A 21,618-nucleotide genomic window follows, 5' to 3' on the forward strand; every position below is an offset into this window, starting at 1 on the left:
CCAAGCCCTTGTGCAACGAGCACACGGATCCTTGGCGCGGGCGGGCGTTTCGCCTCTCTCCGCCTTCCGGTCCCCCCGTGCGCCTACGGACGCAACCTCACGTCCCCCGGGAATTGCGGCTTAACTGTGTCAAATGCGAAGAGGTGACGCAACAGCGGTTTCTCAGGCCTGACTTCAGACACCCTGCATCCCGGTACGACGGCGCGGCGTCTGGCTGACGACCTCGACGCGAGCCACCGCGCCGCGCCCGATCAGGCTCGAAGCCGAGCGGATCAGACTGGCGCTCAGCGCCGCCGTATCCAGCGCCACCCAGGTGTCCGGCAGGACAAAGGGCGTGCGGTGTCCGGCGCGAATCAGAGCGTCGCGCAGATAGGCTTCCTTGGCCCGCACCGCCTCGACCGTATGGCCCGGCCCGAGGTGCAGTTTCAGCACGATGAAGACGTAGTTGCGCACCCGGCCCTCGGTGATGACCGGCAGACCGACGCCCGTCATGTTGACGAAGGCGGCGGCGGGCGGCGCAGCCTTCTCCGACGCGCGGGCCGATCCCGCGACGGCGGCGGCGGCCATAGAGGCGGTCAGGACGGCTCCAGCCTGGATCAGGGCGCGACGTTGCATGGCGCCACCCTGCCCTGCCCCGGTTAGGATTCCGTTGCAGCCTAGTCGTGGGTCCAGCCGGTGCGGGTCGGGACGATCTCTTGCCCCAGATGGCGCGCGATCACGCCCTTGCCCTCCACCACCCGGCCGACGCGGGTCAGACGCAGGTGACGGCGTTCGGCCTCGCGGCGCAGGGCGTTCTCGGCGCCGGCCGGGATGGTCAGGACGATCTCATAGTCGTCGCCGCCCGTGGCCAGCAGTTCCAGCGCGCCTTGCGCGTCCACGCGACTGTCCAGCCAGGCCTGGGCCGCCGCCGACAGGGGCAGGACCTCCAGATCCAGTTCGATGCCGACCCGGCTGGCCTCCGCGATATGGCCCGCATCGGCCAGAAGGCCGTCGGACACGTCGGCGCTGGCGGTGGCCAGGCCGCGCACAACCGAGGCGAACTCGACGCGCGGCATGGGGGTGCGATAGGCGGCCTCCAGCGCGTCCATGCGCTCCGGCTCCAGCGACAGGGCGCCTTGCGCCGCCTGCAGTCCCAGCCAGCCGTCGCCGATGGTGCCGGTGACGAAGACCAGATCGCCCGGCCGGGCTCCGCCCCGGCTGACCGTCGATGAGGCCGGTGCCCAGCCCAGCATGGTGGCCGAGAAGCTGGCCGGTCCCGGCGTCTTGACCGTGTCGCCGCCCAGCAAGGCGATGTCGAAGATGGCCTGATCGCGCCTCAGCCCGGCGACGAAGGCCTCGCGCTCGGGCCAGCCGCAGCGTTCGGACCAGTGGCAGGCCAGCAGATAGCCGAAGGGCTCGGCCCCCTTGGCGGCCAGATCGGACAGGTTCACGCGCAGCAGCTTCTGCGCCACCGTTTCCAGAGGGTCGTCGGGCAGGAAGTGGACGCCCTCGATGATGGCGTCCTTGGTCAAAACCAGATCATGCCCTGGACGCGAGGGCAGCACGGCCACATCGTCGGCCAGCCCCCTCGCCCATTCCGGGTGAGCCAGCGGCTTCAGAAGCCGCTGGATGGTCTCGAATTCGCCGGCGACGTCAATCGCGGGCATCGCGCGCCACGCCGTCGAGCGCCGCGTTCACGAATTTGGCTTCGGCCTCGTCGAAGAAGGCCTTGGCCAGCTCGACATACTCGTCGATCACGATTTCACGCGGCACGTCGGGCTTGGACTTCAGTTCCCAGGCGCCGCAGCGCAGCAAGGCGCGCAGGGTGGCGTCCAGACGTTCCAGCCGCCAGTTGGAGGCCAGGCGCGCCTTGACCGCCTCGTCGATGCCGCGCTGGTGCTCGACCACGCCGTGGACGACCTCGGAGAACCAGTCCTCGTCGGCCTCGGCCAGGGGCGCGCCGTCGATGTCGGCGTCGAAGCGGTGATCGCGGAATTCCTTGACGATGACGTCCACGCCCTCGCCCGCCAGCTCCATCTGATACAGGGCCTGGACGGCGGCCAGACGGGCGACCGTGCGGGCGCGGCGCTGACGCGAGGTCAGTTGCGGCTCGGCGCGGGCTTTGTCGGCCTCGGCCAGCTGGGCCATGACTTCGGCGACGGTCGCCGGGGTGGGGTTGGTCGGCTCGGTCACGAGGCCAGTCCTCCGCGCAGGCGCTTGCGCAGCGCGATCAGATCCAGACAGGCGCGTGCCGCGCCGCCGCCCTTGTCGCCTTCGCTCAGACGGGCGCGGGCCCAGGTCTGTTCCTCGTCCTCGGTCGTCAGGATGCCGTTGCCGATGGCCAAGCCCCTGAGGCCCAGTTGCATGATGCCGGCCGCCGACTGATCCGAAACGATCTCGAAGTGATAGGTCTCGCCGCGGATCACGCAGCCCAGGGCGACATAGCCGTCATAGCGGGGCGCGGTCGGAAAGCGTCCGGCCTCCTCGGCCATGGCGATGGCGGTCGGAACCTCCAGGGCGCCGGGCACGGTGACGACGTCGAACTGCACGCCTTGCGCGCGCAGGGCGTCCTTGGCCCCTTCAAGAAGGGCGTCGGCCAGATCGTCGTAATAGCGTGCCTCAACGATCAGGACGCGGGTGGGGTCGTTCAGGATTGGTCTTCTCCGTCCATATCGCGCCAGCCCACGATGCGCAGGCCGTAGCCCTCAAGCGCCGTCGGATTGGGCCGCGTCGAGCTCATCACGATCATGTCTTTGACGCCGAGGTCGAGCAGAATCTGGGCGCCGACGCCATAGGCCTTCAGCGAACGATCCACGGCGGCGGGCTTGTTGGCGCCCCCAAGGCGCTCGGCCAGGCCGTGCAGGCCCGGGTCACGCAGGAAGACGACGACGCCGGGACCGTCATTGGCGGTCAGCGCCTGCATCGCCTTCGGAATATAGTCCTGACGGGCCTCGACATGGCCCAGCAGGTCGGCGGCGAAGTCGATCTGGTGCATCCGCACGACGGTCGGCCTGGTCGGGTCGATGTCGCCGCGCACCAGGGCGATGTGTTCGGCGCCCTCGATGGTGTTGCGATAGAGGATCAGCTTGAACGGCCCGCCGTGGACGCTCTCGAACGGCGTCTCCAGCACGCGCTCAACAAAGCGCTCGGTGCGGCGACGATAGGCGATCAGGTCGGCGATGGTGCCGATCTTCAGCCCGTGCAGCTGGGCGAAGGCGATCAGGTCGGGCATCCGCGCCATCTCGCCGTCGTCCTTGATGATCTCGCAGATCACCCCGGACGGGTTCAGACCGGCCATGCGGCTGATGTCGACGGCCGCCTCGGTATGGCCCGCGCGGACCAGAACACCGCCGTCACGCGCGACCAGCGGGAAGATGTGGCCAGGCGAGACAATATCATCCACGCCGCGCGTCGGGTCGGTCGCGACCTGAATGGTGTGCGAACGGTCTGCGGCGGAGATGCCCGTGGTCACGCCTTCCTTGGCCTCGATCGAGACGGTGAAGGCGGTCTTCATGCTCTCGCGGTTGTCGGCAGCCATCGGCGGCAGGCGCAATTGCCGAGCGCGGTCGCCAGTCACGGCCAGGCAGACCAGACCGCGCGCGTGGCGGATCATGAAGTTGATCTGATCCGGCGTCGCGAACTGGGCCGGAATGACGATGTCGCCTTCGTTCTCGCGATCCTCGGCGTCAACCAGGATGTAGGGACGGCCGTTGCGGGCGTCCTCGAGAATGTCCTCGATCGGACTGATCGGGCTGTCGTTCATGTTCGCCGCCAGCATTCCACGTTCCATTGGCATCACGCCGTCTCCTGCCACCGCGCGAGGTAGCGCGCCAGCATGTCGATCTCCAGGTTGACCTTGTCGCCGACCTTCAGGCCGCCGAGCGTGGTCGCATCCCACGTATGCGGAATGATGTTCAAGTCGAAGCGGCGCTCTTGCACCCCATTCACCGTCAGGGAAACCCCATCGACGGTGATTGAGCCCTTCGGCGCGATAAATCGGTGCAACGGAGCCGGCGCCTCGACCACGATGCGGTGCGATCCGCCTTCCGGCGTGATGGAGACGACCTCGCCCAGACCGTCGACGTGGCCCGAGACGATATGGCCGCCCAGTTCGTCGCCCAACCGAGCGGCGCGCTCCAGGTTGACGCGGGTGTTCTCGGCCCAGTCGCCGAGCTTGGTCTTGGACAGGGTCTCGCCCGAGACCTCGACCGCGAACCAGCCCTCGCCCTTTTCCGTGACGGTCAGGCAGCAGCCCGCGTGGCTGATCGAGGCCCCCAGGTCGATGCTGGCCGTGTCCCACACGGTCTCGATCTCATAGCGACGGTCGCGGTCGGTTTGGCGGACGCTGCGGACGCGGCCGATGTCGGTGACGATGCCGGTGAACATGAAAGCTCCGGTCCCTTCGGACCCAAAAAACAGAGTCTAATTAGTCTAATTCGTCTGAAATCGACCGAAGAGGCGTCACGCTCGCGCGTAGCGTTCCCACAGGTCGTCTCCGACAGGCTCGACGCCCAGACGACGGAACTTGGGGGCGTCGGCCAGCTTTGCAAGCGCCAGGGAGGCGACGCAGGGCCGCCCCTCCCCGCCCAGCAGGATCGGGGCGCGGAACCACTCGATGGCGTCCACCACACCCGCCCGAAGGAAGGAGGCGGCGACACGGCCCCCGCCCTCGATCAGCAAGGAGCCGACGCCGCGCGCAGTCAGGGCCTCCAGCACGGCGGCGATGGCGGGGCGGCCGTCCTCGGCGGCGACCGCCACAACCTGGGCCTGACCGACGGGATGGGCGGACGCCGTCGTCAGGATCAGGGTGTGTCCGCTGGCGACCTTGGCCGTCGCGGGGGTGCGCAGGCGGCTGTCGAGGACCACGCGCAGCGGATGCGCTCCGGCGTAGTCGGGCAGGCGCACGGTCAGTTCGGGATCGTCGGCCAGCACAGTCTCGACGCCGACCAGGATGGCGTCATGGCTTGCGCGCAGACGGTGCCCCTGCTGACGGGCTTCGGGGCCGGTAATCCACTGGCTTTCGCCATCGGCCGTAGCGATGCGCGCGTCCAGCGACGTCGCCAGCTTCAGGGTGACGCGCGGGCGCATCAGCGCGGGTCGTCGGGCTTGGTCTCGTCGAAGCCCTCGTCGCCGAGGAATTTGGCGAAGTCGCCGGTGTGGCGGAAGTCCTTGTAGACCGAGGCGTAGCGGACGTAGGCGACCTCATCGACCGACTTCAGCGCCTTCATGATGAAGTCGCCGACGATGCTGGACGGGATCTCGGTCTCGCCCAGGCTTTCCAGCTGGCGCACGATGCGGCTGACCAGCAGCTCGACCTGATCGGGCTGCACGGGACGTTTCCTCAGGGCGATGCCCAGCGAGCGCTCCAGCTTGTCGCGGTCGAAGGGGGTGCGGCGGCCGTTCCGTTTCAGGATGACCAGTTCGCGCAGCTGCACCCGCTCGAAGGTGGTGAAGCGCCCGTTGCACTGCGGGCAGGACCGGCGGCGGCGGATGGCCGCGCCGTCGTCAGACGGGCGGCTGTCCTTCACCTGAGTGTCCGGGTTTCCGCAGAAGGGGCACTTCATCCAGTCGGTCTCTTAGCGGTAGATCGGGAAGCGGGCGGTCAGTTCGCGCACCTGGGCGGCGACGCCCGCGACGACGGCCGGATCGGCTTCGTCGCCGCCGTTCATCGACGAGACGACGTCGGCGATCCAGTGGCCGATCTGCTTGAACTCTTCCTCGCCGAAGCCGCGCGTGGTGCCGGCCGGGGTGCCCAGACGAACGCCCGAGGTGACGGTGAAGGGCGCGGTGTCGAACGGCACGCCGTTCTTGTTGCAGGTCATCAGGGCCTTCTCGAGCTCATGCTCGGTGGCCTTGCCGGTCACGCCCTTGGGACGCAGGTCGACCAGCATCAGGTGGCTGTCGGTGCCGCCCGAGACGATGGCCAGGCCGCGCTCGACCAGGACGCCGGCCAGGGCCTGGGCGTTCTTGACGACCTGCTGGGCGTAGCCCTTGAACTCGGGCTTCAGCGCCTCGCCGAAGGCCACGGCCTTGGCGGCGATGACGTGCTCCAGCGGGCCGCCCTGCAGGCCGGGGAAGACGGCCGAGTTGATCTTCTTGCCCAGGTCCGCGTCGTTGGACAGGATCATGCCTCCGCGCGGGCCGCGCAGGGTCTTGTGCGTCGTGGTGGTGACGACGTGGGCGTGCGGGATCGGGTCGGGATAGACGCCGCCGGCGATCAGGCCGGCGTAGTGGGCCATGTCGACCATCAGATAGGCGCCGACCGAATCCGCGATCTCGCGGAAGCGCTTGAAGTCGATGTGGCGCGAATAGGCCGAGGCGCCGGCCAGGATCAGCTTGGGCTTCTCCTTCTGGGCCATTTCGGCGACGTGGTCATAGTCGATCAGGTGCGTGTCTTCGCGGACCTTGTAGGTCACGGGGCGGAACCACTTGCCCGACTGGTTGGCGGGCGAACCGTGCGTCAGGTGACCGCCGCAGGCCAGATCCATGCCCAGGAAGGTGTCGCCGGGCTGCAGCAGGGTGAAGAAGACGGCCTGGTTGGCCTGGGCGCCCGAGTGGGGCTGGACGTTGGCGAAGGCGGCGCCGAACAGCTCCTTGGCGCGCTCGCGGGCCAGGTCCTCGGTGACGTCCACGAACTCGCAGCCGCCATAGTAGCGACGGCCCGGATAGCCCTCGGCGTACTTGTTGGTCAGGACGGACCCTTGCGCGTCCAGCACCGCCTGCGAGACGATGTTTTCAGAAGCGATCAGCTCGATCTGCTCCTTCTGGCGGCCCAGTTCGCCCTGGATGCCCTTGAAGATCGCCGGATCGGCGTCGGCGAGGCTCTTGGAGAAGTACGAGTCGTGGGTGAAGGCGGTCACTGGCGGGCATCCCGAAGGCTGAGGGCGGAAACGGCGCTCCTATCTAGGCCGCGTCGCCCGACACCACAACATCTAGGGGGTCAGCGCTGCGACAACGCCCGCTTCAGCTTGGCGATCGCCACGCGTTCGACCGCGCGCGGCTCCAGCGCCGGGCCCATGGCGGAGACCTCGACGCCCGTGGCCGTGTGGATCGCAGAACACTTCAGATAGGCGCCGTTGCGGACGAACTCGACGATGATTTCGCCGAGTTCGGGGTCGGTCGTCATGCGGCGACCGGACGGCGCGCCACGTTGCAGTGCGAGAACAGCTTGTCCATCGCGTCGACCAGCTTGTCGATCATGCCGTCGTCATGGTTCGGCGACGGGGTGAAGCGCAGACGCTCGGTCCCCTTGGGCACGGTCGGATAGTTGATCGGCTGGACGTAGATGCCGTGCTCTTCCAGCAGCATGTCCGAGATCAGCTTGCAGTGGATCGGGTTGCCGACGTGCACCGGGACGATGTGGCTGACGCTGGGCAGGACCGGGATGCCGGCCTCGAGCAGGCGACGCTTCAGGGTCTCGGCGCGCTCCTGATGGGCGACGCGCAGTTCCGGGTGGGCCTTCAGGTGGCGCACCGAGGCCAGGGCGCCGGCGGTCAGGGCGGGCGGCAGGCTGGTGGTGAAGATGAAGCCCGAGGCCCAGCTGCGGACCGCATCGACGATGACCGCGTCGGCGGCGATATAGCCGCCCATGACGCCGATGGCCTTGCCCAGGGTGCATTCGACGATGTCGATGCCGTCCAGCACGCCGTCGCGCTCGGCCACGCCCGCGCCGGTTGCGCCGTACAGGCCGACCGCGTGGACTTCGTCCAGATAGGTCATGGCGCCGTATTTCCTGGCCAGGGCGATGGTGCCGGCGATGTCGGCGATGTCGCCGTCCATCGAATAGACGCTCTCGAAGGCGACCAGCTTAGGCGCGTCGACGGGGGCGGCGGCCAGCAGTTCCTCGAGGTGCGCGAGGTCGTTGTGGCGGAAGATGTGGCGCGGGCCGCCGCCGTGGCGGATGCCCTCGATCATCGAGGCGTGGTTCAGCGCGTCGGAGAAGATGATCAGGCCCGGCAGGATCTTCTGCAAGGTCGACAGCGTCGCCTCATTGGCCACATAGCCCGAGGTGAACAGCAGGGCCGCTTCCTTCTGGTGCCAGCTGGCCAGCTCGGCTTCCAGGTCCACCGCCGAGCGGGTGGTGCCCGAGATGTTGCGCGTGCCGCCGGCCCCGGCGCCCACGGCGTCGATCTCGGCCTTCATGGCCTCCAGCACCACCGGATGCTGGCCCATGCCCAGATAGTCGTTGGAGCACCAGACCACGACGTCCTGCTCGGAGCCGTCCTCGCGGCGGCGCACCGCCTGCGGGAACTGGCCGCGCACGCGCTTCAGGTCGGCGAAGACGCGATAGCGCCCCTCGCTGCGGACCTGCTCTACCGAGTTTTGAAAGGCGGACTTATAGTCGAACAAGACGGCAGTTCTTTCGCTTATACAGCTTTCCGCGTCTAATTGCGCCCGCTGCCCGGCCTTGTCCATGTCGAGAGCCGGACAAAACGTCACAACCCCTTAAATGATAACGGTTCTCACTTCGGCTTGACCACATGTATCGAGCGTCTAGTTTCCCGCCGCATGAACAGACGCCACCTGATCCAGACCGGACTCGCCGCCCTCGGGGCCGGAACAACCGGTTGCGCCGCGCCGACCGCCCCCTCCGCCTCGCGTTATGAAATGCCGCTGGAAAGCGCGCCCCATGTGCGGACCCTGATGCAATGGCCGGTCAGCGTCGACGTCTATGGCGCCCGCGATCTGGCCGCCGTTCAGGCCGACATCGTCGCCATCGCCAACGCCATCAGCGAATACGAGCCGGTGGCCATGATGGCGGCGCCCGGCGCGCGGGGGCTGGATCGCGCGCGGTTCAGCACGGCGGTCGAGTTCTGGGACATTCCCACCGACGATCTGTGGTGCCGCGACAGCGGGCCGACCTTCGTCAAGGACGCCGACGGCGGCCTGGCCGTCGCCCACATCCGCTTCAACGGCTGGGGGAACAAGCAGCGCCACCGCAAAGACGGGCGGATCGCCGCGCGCGTGGCTGAACGCCTGAACCTGCCGCTGATCGACAGCGGCGTGATCGGGGAACAGGGCGGACTGGAGCACGACGGCGCCGGGACCATGATGGCCCACGCCAGCTGCTGGGTGAACGACAACCGCAATCCCGGCCTGACCGAGGACGAGATCGCCGAACGGCTGGGCGTTGCGATCGGCGCAACCAAGATGATCTGGGCGCCAGGGGTCAAGGACGCGGACATCACCGACTATCACATCGACTCCCTGGCCCGCTTCACCGGACCGGGACGGGTGCTGATCCAGATCGACGACGAGATGGACCCCGAGGACCCCTGGTCGGTCGCGGCGCACGAAACCTTGGGCATTCTGCAACAGGCGACGGACGCGCGCGGGCGTCCGCTGGAGATCGCCCGCCTGCCGGAACCGATCGACATTCGCGGGACTGGAGACGACTTCGTCTCCAGCTACGTCAACTACTACGTCTGCAACGGCGCGGTGATCGCGCCGCAGTTCGGCGACCGCCGGGCCGACGCCGAGGCACGCGAGATTCTGGCGTCGCTCTATCCGGGCCGCGAGGTGGTGCAGCTGAACATTGACGCCCTGGGCGCCTCGGGCGGCGGCATCCACTGCGCCACGCAGCAGCAGCCGGCCTGACCTGAACGGTCAGGCCGCGCCGCGGATGGCTGGCTATTGAGCCAGCGTATCCAGCCGCCCGCGCAGCATCTGCACCATGGCGGAGAAGTCCTTGCCGCCGTAGCCGAGGCCGTTGAACAGGGCGTAGAGGGCCTCGGCCTGGGCGCCCAGCGGGGTCGTGGCGCCCGCCTTGGCGGCGGCGTCCTGGGCCAGCTTCAGATCCTTCAGCATCATGGCGGTGGCGAAGCCGCCTTCGTAGTCGCGGTTCGACGGGGCGGTCGGGACCGGACCGGCCCAGGGGTAGTAGTTGCTGACGCTCCAGCACTGGCCTGAGGACTTGGAGGCGATCTCGAAGAAGCGTTCCGGCTCCAGGCCCAGCTTCTCCGCCAGGGCGATAGCCTCGCAGGTGCCGACCATGGAGATGCCGAGCAGCATATTGTTGCAGATCTTGGCCGCCTGGCCCGCGCCGTGGTCGCCGGCGCGGATGGTGATACGGCTCATCGGGTCCAGCGCCGGCTCGACGCGGGCGAAGTCGGCCTCGTCGCAGCCGACCATGAAGGCCAGGGTGCCGGCGTCGGCGGCGGCGGTGCCGCCCGAGACAGGGGCGTCGGCGAAGGCGTAGCCCGCCTCCCTGGCCAGACCGGCGACCTTGCGCGCCGTGTCGACGTCGATGGTCGAGCAGTCCAGCAGCAAGGCGCTGGACGGGGCGGCGCCGATGATCTGTTCGGAATAGACGCTCAGAACGTGCGGCCCGGCGGGCAGCATGGTGATGACCACCTCGGCGTCCTTCACCGCCTCGGCGACCGAGGCGACCGTGCGGCACCCGGCCTCGGCGGCGCGTTCCAGCGCGGCGGGCGACAGGTCGAAGGCGGCGACATCATGCCCGGCCTTGGCCTGATTGGCGGCCATGCCGCCGCCCATGTTGCCGAGACCGATGAAGGCGATGCGAGTCATCTGAGCGTTTCCCTTATGGATTTTGGGGCAGGGTTAGCCCCTCCCCGGCCGCTTCGCCAGTCACCTGTTCGACAGTTTCGGCTCAAGCCGGTTTTCTGAACCGCAGCATGAACTGGCTCGTTTGGCCGCGAATGGACGGGTCGAAGACATTGGCGGTCAGCGGGTCGTCGGTGCGCACCAGAAGATCGCTGGCGCCGTCCAGCACGAAGCCCGCCGCCTCGACCTCGCGCCGGACCTGATCCACGTCGATGCGGTGCAGGGTTTCAGGCGTGTACGGCCCGGCCCCCGACGCCGCGGCATGGTCGATGATGACATAGAGACCGCCCGGCTTCAGCGCCTTGAAGGCGGCGGCGTTGACCCGGGCCGCCGTGTCCTCGGCGAAGGCCTTCAGGTGCAGGTCGTGATAGTTCTGGGCCGTGAAGATCAGGTCCAGCCCCTCGGGCCAGTCCGGCGCGCCGATGGGCGAGCTGATGGCGTCGGCGTTGTCGAGGGAGGCGGCGGCGGCCAGGGCCTCGGCATAGCTGGCCTGGAAACCGATGAACTCGGCCGGTTGCCAGGCGACGACATGGCCGTCAGGTCCGACGGCGGCGGCGAACAGGCGGGTGAAATAGCCGCCGCCGATGATCATGTCGCCGATCTTCTGACCCGGCTTGACCTCGGCGAAGGCCAGGGTGTCGGCGGCGTGGCGGGCCTGATCGCGGGCGACGTCGGCGCTCGTGCGGATGGGACTGGACAGGGCGGTCTCATAGACCTCGGCGGCGGTCAGGGGGACGGCCGGCTTTCTGAAGCGATAGACGAACTGGTCGGTCTTGCCGCGAATGGCCTCGTCAAAGACGTTCAGGCTGTGGTCGTCGGCCGGATTGGCGACGGCCGAGGTCTCGCCGTCGAAGACGAAGCCGGCGGCCTCGACTTCCTTGCGCAGCTGCGCGCCCTCTATGCGGTGCAGGGTCTCCACCACCGTATTGCCGGCGCCGGGCGCGGCCTGATGGTCGATGACCACGAACAGGCCGCCGGGCTTCAGCGCCTTGAAGATCGCCTCGTTCATCTTGGCCACGTCCACGCCGAAACGGGGGATGTGGAAGTCGTGGTATTCCTGGCTCATAAAGACCACGTCCAGCGGCTGATCGAAGCTCATGGCGTCCAGGTCGCCGTTGACGCGGCTGACGTTGGGATAGGCGGCGACCAGGGCGTCGGCGCGGGGGTTCTCGCGCTCGGCGGTGCGGTTGGGCACAAAGGCGTAGACGTGACCGTCCTCGCCGACCACCCGCGCGAACAGGCGGGTGAAGTAGCCCGCGCCGGGCCGGATGTCGGCGACGCGCTGGCCCGGCTGAAGCTGGGCGAAGGCCAGCATCTCGGCCGGATGACGCAGCGGATCGCGGGCGACCTCCTCGGCGGGACGCAGGGGGTCGGCGACGGCGCTTTGCACCAACTCAGCAGGCGGGGCGGTCTGGGCCAGGACCGACGAAGCGGCGGCGACCAGCAGGACCGACAGGGCGGCGGCGAGAAGACGGGACTTCATGGGGCGACCTCCGGGAAAGCTGGGCCGCATAAGGCGCGTGGAAAGGGCGACTGGCAAGCCGCCCTTTCCCGCAGGATCAGCCCGCAGCCATCGACGCCGGGGACTGCTTCTCCTTCAGCGTCACCAGTTCCTCGGCCATGGTCGGGTGGACGGCGCAGGTGGCGTCCCACTGGGCCTTGGTCAGGCCCGCCTTCACGGCGATGGCGGCCAGCTGGATCATCTCCGGGCTTTCCGGGCCGACGATGTGGCAGCCGACGACGCGCTGGCTGTCGGCGTCGACCACCAGCTTCATCAGCACCCGCTCGTCCGAGCCGGTGAAGGCGTACTTCATCGGGCGGAAGCGGGTCACATAGACGTCGACGCCGTTCGGGCAGGCGCGGCGCGCATCATGCTCGCTCAGGCCGACGACGCCGACCGGCGGCTGGCTGAAGACGGCGGTGGCGACGGCTTCATAGTCGAAGTGCTGCGGGTTGTTCCTGTAGACCGTCTCGTGGAAGGAGACGGCCTCGCGGATGGCGACCGGGGTCAGGTTCATCCGGTCGGTCACGTCGCCGATGGCCCAGATATTGTCGACCGAGGTCTTCGAATAGGGATCGACGGCGATGGCGCCCTCGTCGTTCAGCTCGACGCCTGCGTTCTCAAGGCCCAGTCCCTTGACGTAGGGGACGCGGCCGGTGGCGAACATGATCACGTCATGCTCCAGCGTCATGCCGTTGCCGAGACGGCTGACCAGACCGCTGTCGGTCTTCTCGATCGAGGTGTGCTGGCAGCCCAGGATGACCTTGATGCCGCGCTTCTCGATCTCGCCCGCCAGATGGGCGCGCACGTCGTCGTCGAAGCCGCGCAGGATGTTCGGACCGCGATAGATCAGGGTCGTCTCGACGCCCAGACCGGCGAAGATGCCCGCGAACTCGACCGCGATATAGCCGCCGCCCGCGATCAGGATGCGCTTGGGCAGTTCCGGCAGGTGGAAGGCTTCTTCAGACGTAATGGCGTGCTCAACGCCCGGCAGGTCCTCGGGCTTCCACGGACGGCCGCCGGTGGCGATCAGGATCTTCTCGGCGGTGAAGGTCTGGCCTTTTCCGACGATCTCGACGGTGTGGGCGTCCTTCATCACGGCGCGGCCGTGGACCAGATCGACGCCCGCCTTGCCCAGGTTGGCGGCGTAGATGCCCGACAGGCGGGCGATCTCGACGTCCTTGGCCTGCAGGAAGGTCGGCCAGTCGAATTTGGCGTTGTCGAACGACCAGCCGTAGCCCTCGGCGATCTCCAGCGCGTGGCTGACCTCCGACGCCATGACCATGAACTTCTTGGGCACGCAGCCGCGGATGACGCAGGTGCCGCCGACCCGGTACTCCTCGGCCACGGCCACCTTCTTGCCGCCCAGGGCGGTCAGCCGCGCCGCGCGCACGCCGCCGGATCCGGCGCCGATGACGAAGAGGTCGTAGTCGTAGGAATGGGTCATGGGCGAACTCCGCGCCCCAGGCGGATCAGACGACGTGGGGCGCCAGGGTGGACATGAAGGCGTCGCTGAGAGCCCCTCGACAACGCCGACACAGGTGACGATCCGGTCAGTTAGGGACCAATTCCGGGGTGCACAAGCTCCGCGCCGCTTCCCTCCGCCTGACTGAGCGGTTTGACCTGCACGCCTCGAGTAAAGTAACAACGACGAACAGCGTTCATGGAAGGATCGCCGATGATTGCCCTTGTCCTTGCAGCCGCGATCGCCGCATCTCCGACCCAGGCCGTGTCGCCGACGACGCCCGCCCCTGTCGCCCAGACTTCGACCGAAGAATCCCCGGTGCGGCTTGAAGACATTATCGTATCTGGCCGCCCCCTGGACTCCCTCATTTCAAGCTTTGTGGGAGAGGTCGCCGCTCCCAATCCTCATCGCGGCATTGCGCGCTGGGAGAACGGGCTTTGCATCGGCGCAGCCAATCTGAGGCCAGAGGCGGCCCAGTATCTGGTGGATCGGGTTTCGACGGTCGCCAGCGACCTGGGGCTGCGGCCAGGCGCGCCCGGATGCGCGCCCAATGTGATGATCATCGCCACCACCGACGCCAAAGGCACGGCCGAGCGCCTTGTGCAGCACAACCGGCGCGACCTTCGCATGGGTGGCGCGGGAATGGATCGGGGCGGCACGGCGCTGCAAGCCTTCCAGACCTCCGACAGGCCTGTGCGCTGGTGGCAGGTCAGCATACCTGTGGATTCCGAGACAGGCCTGCCTGCAACCCGTATCCCGGGCGAGTGCAATCCGCCATGCGAGAAAGCCGGCGATTACGCGCCCAATATCCCGATCTTCGCAGCATCCCGTCTGAGCACCCAGATCGTGGACAAGCTGTTTCGCACGATCATCATCCTCGACGTGGATCAGGTCAGCCGGGTGACGCCGGACCAGTTGGCGGATTACGTCTCAATGGTGACGTTCGCCCAGATCAATCCCGAAGCCGATACAGGCCGTTACGCCTCGATCCTGAATCTCTTTGAAGACCCTGGCAGCGCGCCAGGCCTGACCCAATGGGATCGAGCCTATCTGGAAGGCCTCTACGACGCCGAGCGCACGCGACAGAACCGCCGGGCGGGACGCACCGAAATCGCTGCATCGATCCGCCGCGCCCACGAAGACCTCAGAAACGAGGAAGCTCAGCCTTAACCGCCTGGCCAACGCCCTGGTCCAGGCGCTCGGAGGTTCAGGGGTTCAGCGTCTCGACGCCGTCATCCGTGCCGATGATGGCCAGATCGGTCAGGTCGAGGAAGAGGCCGTGCTCGACCACGCCGGTCAGGCTCTTGAGGTCGGCGGCGAGGCGGGCCGGGTCGTTGATGACCTTGCAGGCGGCGTCGTAGATCAGGTTGCCGCCGTCGGTGCGGATCAGGCCGCGGTCGGCCTGGCGCACGCGCGCGGGCGAGGCGATGTCGTGGTCGGCCAGGACGTCGGCGATGCGGTTGGCCGTCGTCTTGTGGCCGAAGGCGACGACCTCGATCGGCAGGGGGAAGGTCCCCAGAGCCGGGACCACCTTGGCCGCGTCAGCGATGCAGATGCAGCGGGCCGAGGCCTCCCACACCAGTTTCTCGCGCAGCAGGGCCGCCCCGCCGCCCTTGATCAGGGCCAGGCCGGGGCCGATCTCGTCGGCGCCGTCGACGGTCAGGTCGATGCGCGGGGTGTCCTCCAGCGTCGACAGGGTCAGGCCCAGCTCGCGCGCCAGATCAGCCGTGCGTTCTGATGTCGGGACGCAGCGCAGGTCCGGCAGGTTGCGCGCCGCCAGAGCTTTCACAAACCAGGCGGCGGTGGAGCCGGTGCCCAGCCCGACCACCATGCCGGCCTCGACATGGGCGGCGGCGGCTTCGCCGGCGTTGCGTTTTTGAAGATCAGACATTGGGGCCTGCAGATCGTTTATCGGGATGGAGGCCATCGACTTGAACTAGAATGCTCTCGTCGAGGGCGGAGATTGTCACGGAGCCATCGAGGCCGGGATAGACTTCACCTGCCGTCAGCGAAACGACATGCCCCCCGATTCTCATCGCAACAGCTTCGACTTCTGTTTCTTCAGCCGAGAAGCTGACGCAGACATGCTCAACAACGCCGACTGGCAGTTCGGGGATGCGGACATCCCGAAATATGGAGGCCGTATTCGACGCGAAGGGAGAATCGTCGACGGGGATCGTCCACCCCGATTTGCTGCCTGAAGAGTCGGCAACTTCAGGAAGCCACAGCCCGAAGCGATCATCATTTTGTGCGGTGCCAAGCGAAACTGAGGACGCGACGCCTATCAACTCCATCCGCTCGAACTGCCGCACCTCAATGCCCGGAAGACGCCAGACCGGGCCTTCAAGATTTTCGTCGAGAGCCATTTCCCGGCCCCGCCATTCGACAACCTCGAAGTCGACCAGATTCTCGAAAGCGTCCTTCTGCTTGGAGAGCCAATCCCTGACCTGGGATCTTGCCTGATGGAGGTCCATCACCTCGCCGCCTTCTTCGCGCGCATGGTGTTCATGAAGCGGGCGGCCCAGCCCGGCTTCGTCGTCTGTTCGGCGCGGCCCAGGGCCAGATCGCCGGGCGCCACCTCCTTCGTCACCACCGAGCCGGAGCCGATCATGGCGCCCGCGCCGATGGTCACGGGCGCGACCAGCGAGGAGTTCGAGCCGACGAAGGCCCCCTCGCCCACCGTGGTGCGGTGTTTGAAGAAGCCGTCATAGTTACAGAAGATAGTGCCCGCGCCGATGTTGGCCTTCGCGCCGACATGGCCGTCGCCGAGGTAGGCCAGGTGGTTGGCCTTGGCGCCTGCGTCCATGCGGACGTTCTTGACCTCGACGAAGTTGCCGATCTTGACGCCCTCGCCCAGGTCCGCGCCGGGGCGCAGACGGGCGTAGGGACCGACCTCGGCCTTGGGCGCGACCTTGGCGCCTTCGATGTGGCTGAAGCTGCGGATGCGCGCGCCCTCGGCCACGACCGCGCCGGGGCCGAAGACGACGAAGGGCTCGATGGTCGTGCCCGCGCCGACCTGGGTGTCCCAGGCGAACTGGACGGTGTCAGGCGCACTCATGGTCACGCCCGCGGCCAGGAAATGTTCGCGCTGGGTCGACTGGAACAGGGCCTCGGCCTGGGCCAATTCGGACTGGGCGTTGACGCCCATGACCGAGTCCTCGGACGCGAAGACGGCGCGGGTCGGGGCGCCGCGCTTGCGCGCCAGCTCGATCACGTCGGTCAGATAGTATTCGCCCTTGGCGTTGTCGTTCCTGACCTCGGCCAGCAGGTCGAACAGCAGGCCGACCGGGGCGGCCATGACGCCGGAGTTGCAGGCGGTGATCGCCAGCACGTCAGCCGAAGCCTCCTTGGCCTCGGTGATGGCCAGAAGCTCGTCGCCTTGCAGGATCAGCCGGCCATAGGTGCCGGGGTCGCGGGCCTCGAAACCGATGACGGTGACGCCTTCATGCACGTCCGCGAAGACCGGCTCGATGTCGGCGGCCTTCAACAGCGGCACGTCGCCATAGGTCACGACGACATGGCCGATGAAGTCGCCCAGCACGGCCTCGGCGGCGCGCACGGCGTGGCCGGTGCCCAGCGGCGGGTCCTGAACGGCGATGGCGTCCTCGCCCAGACGCTTTTCGACGTGGGCGCGAACCTCGGGCGAATGCGAGCCGACCACGACCACGATGCGCTCGCAGCCCAGGGCCTCGGCGGCGTCGATGGCGTGATCCAGCATGGCGCGCTGGCCCACCGGGTGCAGCACCTTGGGCAGCGGAGACTTCATCCGCGTGCCTTGCCCGGCGGCGAGAATGATGGCTGCGCGAGGGTGAGGTGCGGTCATGAATCGATCCGGCGGCTTGTCGTCCTGCGCGATCTAGCCCATTGCCGTGGTCTGCGCGAGCCGGGAGACAAGAGTGACCATCGAACGCGATCTGGAAGGCTGGACCATCGCCTTCGACCTGGACGGGACCCTGGTGGACTCGGCGCCCGATCTGATCGGCACGCTGAACCGGATGCTGGCGCAATACGACCTGCCGCCCGTGCCCATGTCCTCGGCGCGGCACCTGGTCGGACATGGGGCGATGGCCCTGCTGCGTCACGGCTTCATGGAGGCGGGCGCCGCCTGGGACGAGGCCCATGCGCCCGGCCTGTTCGAGCGCTTCATCGAGGACTACCTGGCCCATATCGCCGACGAGAGCCGCCCGTTCGACGGCGTGGTCCCGGCGCTGGAGCGGCTGAGCGCGCGCGGCGCCGTCCTGTGCGTCGCCACCAACAAGCGCACCGACCTGTCCGTCGCCCTGATCGAGGCGCTGGACCTGACCAAACACTTCGCCTTCGTCGCCGGACCGGACGCGGTCTCGGCCCGCAAGCCCAGCGGCGCCCATATTCATGAGGCGGTGCAGAAGGCGGGCGGCGATCCCGTCCGCTGCGTCATGGTCGGCGACAGCACCACGGACACCAAGGCGGCCAAGGACGCGGGCGTGGCCTGCATCGTCGTCGGCTTCGGCTACAACGACGTGCCGCGTGAGGAACTGGGCGGGGACGTGGTGATCGACCACTATGATGCGTTCGAGGCCGCGCTGGCCGAGGTGATGGCGGGGTAAGCTGCCTTCTCCCCTTGTGGGAGAAGGTGGACGGCGAAGCCGGACGGATGAGGGGTTGCGGGACGGTCAGTTCTCGCGGCCTTCATCCGCCGTTGCGAGACCCCTCATCCGGCCCTGACGGGCCACCTTCTCCCACAAGGGGAGAAGGACAGGCGTTAGAAAAACTAAAATTCTCGACAGAACTTCTGCGCGCCATCTGCCGCCGTTGCGGTTGCCGTCCGTTCGCCCGCGAAACACATAGACCGACCGCTCCTCCCCAAAGGTCGTCATGTTCCGTCGCTTCTTCGCCATCCCGCTCTGGCAGCGCACCGCCGCCGGTTTCGCCCTGGGCATCATCGCCGGCCTGATCCTGCGCGAGCAGGCGACGGTCTGGCTGCTGCCGATCGGCGACGTCTATCTGAACCTGATCCGCATGGTGGTGGCGCCCCTGGTGCTGTTCACCATCGCCAGTTCGATCGCCAAGCTGGGCGAAGGGGTCGGCGCGGTGCGGCTGGGGGTGCGGACGCTGTTGTGGTTCGCCATCACCTCCCTGCTGGCGGTGCTGGTCGGCTTTGCGTTCGGGCACCTGATCAATCCGGGCGTCGGCCTGTCCGACCTGCCGCTGGGCGAAGTGCGCGAGCGGGTCATTCCGACGCCGCTGGAGGTGCTGCTGGGCATTGTCCCGAGGAACCCCTTCGCTTCTCTGGCCGAGGGCAAGGTGCTGCAGATCATCTTCTTCTCGGCTCTGCTGGGCGCGGCCCTGGTGGCGCTGGGCGACCGGGCGCAGACCGCACGAAGGCTGGTGGATGAAGGCGCGGCCCTGATCTTCCGCATCACCCGCTGGGTGATCCAGCTGACGCCGCTCGGGGTATTCGGCCTGATCGGCTCGGTCGTCGGGGGCTATGGCTGGGAGGCGCTGCTGCCGCTGGGCAAGTTCATCTTCGCCATCTATGCGGCCTGCCTGTTCCACATCCTGATCGTCTATTCGGGCCTGCTGAAGCTGCACGGCCTGAAGATTCGCAGCTTCTTCCGCGGGGCGTTTGCGGCCCAGCAGACGGCCTTCGCCACCTCATCCTCGCTGGGCACCCTGCCCATCACCCTGCGCCAGACGGTCGAGCGTCTGGGCGTGCCCCAGGCCTATGCCGCCTTCGCCGTGCCTCTGGGCGCCAATGTGAAGATGGATGGGTGCGGAGCCATCTATCCGGCCATCGCCTCGATCTTCATCGCCCAGTATTTCAGCATCGACCTGACGCTGACCCAGTACGTCCTGATCGGCCTGACGGCGGTGCTGGGCTCGCTGGGCACCGCAGGCGTGCCGGGGACCAGCATCGTCATGCTGACCCTGACCCTGTCGACCGCAGGTCTGCCGCTGGAAGGCATCGGCTATATCGTCGCCATCGACCGGATCATCGACATGATGCGCACGGCCACCAACGTCACCGGCCAGATGCTGGTCCCCGTTCTGGTCGCCAAGGAGGAAGGCATCCTGAACGAGGATATCTATAATGGTCACGTCGCCTGGCTGCCCGGCGATCCCGAGGCGGAAACGCCCGAAGGCGTGCGCGCGGCGGGTATTTGATGGATTGAGACTTGCCGTCGTCGGAATCGCGGGCTACATCGCGCCTCCCGACGGCCCAAGCCTTTCTGATTTGGCCGTTCCTGCGCTGGACGCGTAGCTCAGCGGGAGAGCACCTCGTTCACACCGAGGGGGTCACAGGTTCAATCCCTGTCGCGTCCACCATCCTTTTCAAAGACTTAGGCATTTAGCCAGGTCCTTGCCCCAGATAACTCCCCCGGTTTTCGCGTCATCCCAACGCTTTGCGCGCCTTCTCGCTGATCTCTTCCTCAGAGTGGTCGAGTTCGTCAGGCGTCAAGCTTTTCCTCGTCGCAGAGCGCTTCAGCGATCTTGCTGGAACGTTGAAGGAAGTCGTTCTCCTCCACATGAGAAGCCGACGCTTTCGTCTCACTCCGCCCCCCTTGAGGGGTCGCGTGACGAAGGAAGGTTCGCATCACGTGGGAAACGCCTTCTTCGGTTACGTTGCGCAGGTCGTCGGCATAGTAGCCCCCTCGCGAGGCCATACTCGTGATGATTTCAAACGAGGGGAAGTAGTGAACGTTGCGGTGTTGGTTCACGAGCATCTCAGCCACGACACGAAGCACTGACTTCGAATAGGTGGTGGCCGACAGGACGTGTTGGTCAGGCTCTGCGGTGGCGGCCAACGGAACAGGAGAAACCGTGAGTATCACCTGCGCCGTAGGGTTGAGGACACGCAGATGGTCGAGGAAACTGTTCATGTCCGCCAGAACGTCCGCCACGCCATAGTTCTTGAAGGCGTATCGATCGGCGTCAAATGCGCCTCCGTCCACGCCGGGCGCGATGGGATAGGCGGCGCCGTCTATCTTGGAGACCCAGCCCTCAGTCAGGCCGAGCGTGAAGACGAAGACGTCCAGGTCCTCGAACATCCCTCGGACTATTCCGAGGTGTTGCGTCCGATCATCGCGCATCTCGTCCTCAGACACATAGCCGCCGGGCTGCGTCGAGGGACGGAAGGGATCGATGACAGCACCGTCCTTGGCGATCCACGCGTCGTCAGTCGGCGTGAAGGTCCCGATCGCTCGCTGCATCAACTGGAGCAACTGGCGGGCGGTGTAGATATTTCCGTATCGGGCGGAGAACAGGCCGTAGTTGTGCGCAACTGCGATGTCAGCCGGGATGAGCGGATGGGCTTGCTCGGCCACATAGTAGCAAAAGCCGCTGGCCTTCAGGTGACGAGCGATGTGCTGGGCAAAGCAACTGCCGGCCGTCGCGACCTTGGTGTCGGGAGCGATGGTCAGGTCAAAGCGCCCAACGGGGTCTATTTCGCCGGGAGGAACAGAGGCGACAGACCTTTTCCAGAAGGCCTTGTCCGGAAGGTTACGGTAGGGGTGGTCGCTCATGCTGCAGGCTTCCTCGGTAATGCCTTGTCGAGCATATCCAGAACCTTTGACCCATAGGCCGTGTTCGCGTGGGTCGCATCCTTGCCGTAGAATTCCGGCGCCAGATAGCCGTCCCTGGTAACGGTGTCGCCGGGCGGCAGGAGGACGTCGATTTTCATCGGAACGAAGACGCTTCGCATCACTCGCACCTGTAGCGCCCAGAGTTTCAGCCGAACGATGGCCGGAGTGACCCCGAGCTCGTCAATCCCGTTTTCCCGAAAGAGGGTCTCGGATTTCGTCCGAACAAACTCGTCATCCTCCTTGGGTGGCGGCGGCGCGAGCACGAAGACGCGACCCTCGCCAGCCTTCCGATAGCGCTTGAGAAGTTCAACATCGCGGCCGCCGACAAAGCGCCGAAAGGCTGCCTCCAGAACCCTGACCGGGACGACCCTTCTTCCCGAAATCAGGGATTCGGTTTTGATGTCAGGGTCATGAAAATCGAACGGATCCGGGTGCTGGATCATGCCGAAAGCATTGAACTGGTTACCTCCATGGGTGGAGACCAGAACGGCGTTGCGGGCCGACCGCGCGAACATCTCGACGCCCTCGGCCTGCGTTATGCCCTC

General features: G+C 67.0%; 23 protein-coding genes and 1 tRNA gene. 5 read left to right on the forward strand and 19 right to left on the reverse strand.

The window, feature by feature from the left end; genetic code table 11:
- Nucleotides 1-174: 174 nt before the first annotated feature.
- The 11 genes from ACREEF_RS05080 to hemA all read right to left on the reverse strand — a co-directional run bounded on the left by ACREEF_RS05080 (nucleotide 175) and on the right by hemA (nucleotide 8,328).
- Complete coding sequence (locus ACREEF_RS05080; protein ID WP_431564525.1) at nucleotides 175-615, reverse strand: hypothetical protein; 441 nt, start codon at nucleotides 613-615, stop codon at nucleotides 175-177.
- A 41-nt stretch (nucleotides 616-656) separates the two neighbouring features.
- Nucleotides 657-1,646, reverse strand: coding sequence for a thiamine-phosphate kinase (thiL, locus tag ACREEF_RS05085; RefSeq protein ID WP_431564526.1), 990 nt, complete (start codon nucleotides 1,644-1,646; stop codon nucleotides 657-659).
- Nucleotides 1,633-2,127, reverse strand: coding sequence for a transcription antitermination factor NusB (gene nusB, locus ACREEF_RS05090; RefSeq protein ID WP_431564561.1), 495 nt, complete (start codon nucleotides 2,125-2,127; stop codon nucleotides 1,633-1,635). Before nusB ends, thiL begins: the two co-directional genes overlap by 14 nt.
- 41 nt (nucleotides 2,128-2,168) lie before the next feature.
- A complete protein-coding gene (gene ribH / locus ACREEF_RS05095; RefSeq protein WP_431564562.1) occupies nucleotides 2,169-2,633 on the reverse strand; it encodes a 6,7-dimethyl-8-ribityllumazine synthase in 465 nt (154 codons plus the stop codon).
- Entirely contained in the window at nucleotides 2,627-3,775 is a 1,149-nt protein-coding gene (gene ribB, locus ACREEF_RS05100; protein ID WP_431564527.1) for a 3,4-dihydroxy-2-butanone-4-phosphate synthase, read from the reverse strand. Before ribB ends, ribH begins: the two co-directional genes overlap by 7 nt.
- Nucleotides 3,775-4,365 (reverse strand): riboflavin synthase, encoded by a 591-nt coding sequence (locus ACREEF_RS05105; protein WP_431564528.1) that lies wholly within the window; start codon nucleotides 4,363-4,365, stop codon nucleotides 3,775-3,777. The genes ribB and ACREEF_RS05105 overlap by 1 nt, the downstream gene beginning before the upstream one ends.
- 75 nt (nucleotides 4,366-4,440) lie before the next feature.
- On the reverse strand, nucleotides 4,441-5,067 hold the full coding sequence (locus ACREEF_RS05110; protein ID WP_431564529.1) for a RibD family protein: 627 nt from the start codon (nucleotides 5,065-5,067) through the stop codon (nucleotides 4,441-4,443).
- A complete protein-coding gene (gene nrdR, locus ACREEF_RS05115; protein WP_431564530.1) occupies nucleotides 5,067-5,543 on the reverse strand; it encodes a transcriptional regulator NrdR in 477 nt (158 codons plus the stop codon). The genes ACREEF_RS05110 and nrdR overlap by 1 nt, the downstream gene beginning before the upstream one ends.
- 12 nt (nucleotides 5,544-5,555) lie before the next feature.
- Nucleotides 5,556-6,839 (reverse strand): serine hydroxymethyltransferase, encoded by a 1,284-nt coding sequence (gene glyA / locus ACREEF_RS05120; protein WP_313104090.1) that lies wholly within the window; start codon nucleotides 6,837-6,839, stop codon nucleotides 5,556-5,558.
- 80 nt (nucleotides 6,840-6,919) lie between these two features.
- Nucleotides 6,920-7,105: a DUF6898 family protein gene (locus ACREEF_RS05125; RefSeq protein ID WP_431564531.1), complete on the reverse strand. Its 186-nt coding sequence runs from the start codon at nucleotides 7,103-7,105 to the stop codon at nucleotides 6,920-6,922.
- Nucleotides 7,102-8,328: a 5-aminolevulinate synthase gene (gene hemA, locus ACREEF_RS05130; protein WP_431564532.1), complete on the reverse strand. Its 1,227-nt coding sequence runs from the start codon at nucleotides 8,326-8,328 to the stop codon at nucleotides 7,102-7,104. The genes ACREEF_RS05125 and hemA overlap by 4 nt, the downstream gene beginning before the upstream one ends.
- A gap of 159 nt (nucleotides 8,329-8,487) precedes the next feature.
- Here hemA and ACREEF_RS05135 point away from each other — a divergent pair, with 159 nt between their 5' ends.
- Nucleotides 8,488-9,576, forward strand: coding sequence for an agmatine deiminase family protein (locus ACREEF_RS05135; RefSeq protein ID WP_431564533.1), 1,089 nt, complete (start codon nucleotides 8,488-8,490; stop codon nucleotides 9,574-9,576).
- 33 nt (nucleotides 9,577-9,609) lie between these two features.
- On the opposite strand, the gene mmsB is transcribed toward ACREEF_RS05135, so the two are convergent.
- The 3 genes from mmsB to gor form a co-directional block, all read right to left on the reverse strand.
- Nucleotides 9,610-10,509: a 3-hydroxyisobutyrate dehydrogenase gene (gene mmsB / locus ACREEF_RS05140; protein ID WP_431564534.1), complete on the reverse strand. Its 900-nt coding sequence runs from the start codon at nucleotides 10,507-10,509 to the stop codon at nucleotides 9,610-9,612.
- Nucleotides 10,510-10,591: 82 nt separating this feature from the next.
- Nucleotides 10,592-12,028, reverse strand: a complete 1,437-nt coding sequence (locus tag ACREEF_RS05145; protein WP_431564535.1) for a class I SAM-dependent methyltransferase — start codon at nucleotides 12,026-12,028, stop codon at nucleotides 10,592-10,594.
- 76 nt (nucleotides 12,029-12,104) lie between these two features.
- Nucleotides 12,105-13,493, reverse strand: a complete 1,389-nt coding sequence (gor, locus tag ACREEF_RS05150) for a glutathione-disulfide reductase (RefSeq protein ID WP_431564536.1) — start codon at nucleotides 13,491-13,493, stop codon at nucleotides 12,105-12,107.
- 231 nt (nucleotides 13,494-13,724) lie between these two features.
- On the opposite strand from gor, the gene ACREEF_RS05155 reads away from it, so the two are divergent.
- A complete protein-coding gene (locus tag ACREEF_RS05155; protein ID WP_431564537.1) occupies nucleotides 13,725-14,681 on the forward strand; it encodes a hypothetical protein in 957 nt (318 codons plus the stop codon).
- Nucleotides 14,682-14,718: 37 nt separating this feature from the next.
- On the opposite strand, the gene rpiA is transcribed toward ACREEF_RS05155, so the two are convergent.
- The 3 genes from rpiA to glmU are packed head-to-tail and all read right to left on the reverse strand — an operon-like array spanning nucleotide 14,719 to nucleotide 17,334.
- Nucleotides 14,719-15,402, reverse strand: a complete 684-nt coding sequence (gene rpiA, locus ACREEF_RS05160) for a ribose-5-phosphate isomerase RpiA (protein ID WP_431564538.1) — start codon at nucleotides 15,400-15,402, stop codon at nucleotides 14,719-14,721.
- Nucleotides 15,395-15,985 (reverse strand): hypothetical protein, encoded by a 591-nt coding sequence (locus ACREEF_RS05165; RefSeq protein ID WP_431564539.1) that lies wholly within the window; start codon nucleotides 15,983-15,985, stop codon nucleotides 15,395-15,397. Before ACREEF_RS05165 ends, rpiA begins: the two co-directional genes overlap by 8 nt.
- Nucleotides 15,985-17,334 (reverse strand): bifunctional UDP-N-acetylglucosamine diphosphorylase/glucosamine-1-phosphate N-acetyltransferase GlmU, encoded by a 1,350-nt coding sequence (gene glmU, locus ACREEF_RS05170; RefSeq protein ID WP_431564540.1) that lies wholly within the window; start codon nucleotides 17,332-17,334, stop codon nucleotides 15,985-15,987. The genes ACREEF_RS05165 and glmU overlap by 1 nt, the downstream gene beginning before the upstream one ends.
- A gap of 73 nt (nucleotides 17,335-17,407) precedes the next feature.
- Here glmU and ACREEF_RS05175 point away from each other — a divergent pair, with 73 nt between their 5' ends.
- The 3 genes from ACREEF_RS05175 to ACREEF_RS05185 all read left to right on the forward strand — a co-directional run bounded on the left by ACREEF_RS05175 (nucleotide 17,408) and on the right by ACREEF_RS05185 (nucleotide 19,817).
- On the forward strand, nucleotides 17,408-18,097 hold the full coding sequence (locus ACREEF_RS05175; RefSeq protein WP_431564541.1) for an HAD-IA family hydrolase: 690 nt from the start codon (nucleotides 17,408-17,410) through the stop codon (nucleotides 18,095-18,097).
- A 268-nt stretch (nucleotides 18,098-18,365) separates the two neighbouring features.
- Nucleotides 18,366-19,655, forward strand: coding sequence for a dicarboxylate/amino acid:cation symporter (locus ACREEF_RS05180; RefSeq protein ID WP_431564542.1), 1,290 nt, complete (start codon nucleotides 18,366-18,368; stop codon nucleotides 19,653-19,655).
- An 87-nt stretch (nucleotides 19,656-19,742) separates the two neighbouring features.
- Nucleotides 19,743-19,817, forward strand: a tRNA-Val gene (locus ACREEF_RS05185).
- 122 nt (nucleotides 19,818-19,939) lie between these two features.
- Here the strand turns inward: ACREEF_RS05185 and ACREEF_RS05190 are convergent.
- Complete coding sequence (locus ACREEF_RS05190; RefSeq protein WP_431564543.1) at nucleotides 19,940-21,013, reverse strand: GSCFA domain-containing protein; 1,074 nt, start codon at nucleotides 21,011-21,013, stop codon at nucleotides 19,940-19,942.
- Nucleotides 21,010-21,588: a hypothetical protein gene (locus ACREEF_RS05195; protein WP_431564544.1), complete on the reverse strand. Its 579-nt coding sequence runs from the start codon at nucleotides 21,586-21,588 to the stop codon at nucleotides 21,010-21,012. The genes ACREEF_RS05190 and ACREEF_RS05195 overlap by 4 nt, the downstream gene beginning before the upstream one ends.
- Between the last annotated feature and the right edge of the window lie 30 nt (nucleotides 21,589-21,618).

It is taken from the genome of Brevundimonas sp., assembly GCF_050729455.1.
Lineage (GTDB): Bacteria > Pseudomonadota > Alphaproteobacteria > Caulobacterales > Caulobacteraceae > Brevundimonas.

Coding starts and splice junctions, on each gene's coding strand:
- ACREEF_RS05080 (WP_431564525.1), bottom strand. CDS start 615: ATGCAACGTCGCGCCCTGATCCAGGCTGGAGCCGTCCTGACCGCCTCT.
- thiL (WP_431564526.1), bottom strand. CDS start 1,646: ATGCCCGCGATTGACGTCGCCGGCGAATTCGAGACCATCCAGCGGCTT.
- nusB (WP_431564561.1), bottom strand. CDS start 2,127: ATGGCCCAGCTGGCCGAGGCCGACAAAGCCCGCGCCGAGCCGCAACTG.
- ribB (WP_431564527.1), bottom strand. CDS start 3,775: ATGCCAATGGAACGTGGAATGCTGGCGGCGAACATGAACGACAGCCCG.
- ACREEF_RS05105 (WP_431564528.1), bottom strand. CDS start 4,365: ATGTTCACCGGCATCGTCACCGACATCGGCCGCGTCCGCAGCGTCCGC.
- ACREEF_RS05110 (WP_431564529.1), bottom strand. CDS start 5,067: ATGCGCCCGCGCGTCACCCTGAAGCTGGCGACGTCGCTGGACGCGCGC.
- nrdR (WP_431564530.1), bottom strand. CDS start 5,543: ATGAAGTGCCCCTTCTGCGGAAACCCGGACACTCAGGTGAAGGACAGC.
- ACREEF_RS05125 (WP_431564531.1), bottom strand. CDS start 7,105: ATGACGACCGACCCCGAACTCGGCGAAATCATCGTCGAGTTCGTCCGC.
- ACREEF_RS05135 (WP_431564533.1), top strand. CDS start 8,488: ATGAACAGACGCCACCTGATCCAGACCGGACTCGCCGCCCTCGGGGCC.
- mmsB (WP_431564534.1), bottom strand. CDS start 10,509: ATGACTCGCATCGCCTTCATCGGTCTCGGCAACATGGGCGGCGGCATG.
- ACREEF_RS05145 (WP_431564535.1), bottom strand. CDS start 12,028: ATGAAGTCCCGTCTTCTCGCCGCCGCCCTGTCGGTCCTGCTGGTCGCC.
- gor (WP_431564536.1), bottom strand. CDS start 13,493: ATGACCCATTCCTACGACTACGACCTCTTCGTCATCGGCGCCGGATCC.
- ACREEF_RS05155 (WP_431564537.1), top strand. CDS start 13,725: ATGATTGCCCTTGTCCTTGCAGCCGCGATCGCCGCATCTCCGACCCAG.
- rpiA (WP_431564538.1), bottom strand. CDS start 15,402: ATGTCTGATCTTCAAAAACGCAACGCCGGCGAAGCCGCCGCCGCCCAT.
- ACREEF_RS05165 (WP_431564539.1), bottom strand. CDS start 15,985: ATGGACCTCCATCAGGCAAGATCCCAGGTCAGGGATTGGCTCTCCAAG.
- glmU (WP_431564540.1), bottom strand. CDS start 17,334: ATGACCGCACCTCACCCTCGCGCAGCCATCATTCTCGCCGCCGGGCAA.
- ACREEF_RS05180 (WP_431564542.1), top strand. CDS start 18,366: ATGTTCCGTCGCTTCTTCGCCATCCCGCTCTGGCAGCGCACCGCCGCC.
- ACREEF_RS05190 (WP_431564543.1), bottom strand. CDS start 21,013: ATGAGCGACCACCCCTACCGTAACCTTCCGGACAAGGCCTTCTGGAAA.
- ACREEF_RS05195 (WP_431564544.1), bottom strand. CDS start 21,588: ATGTTCGCGCGGTCGGCCCGCAACGCCGTTCTGGTCTCCACCCATGGA.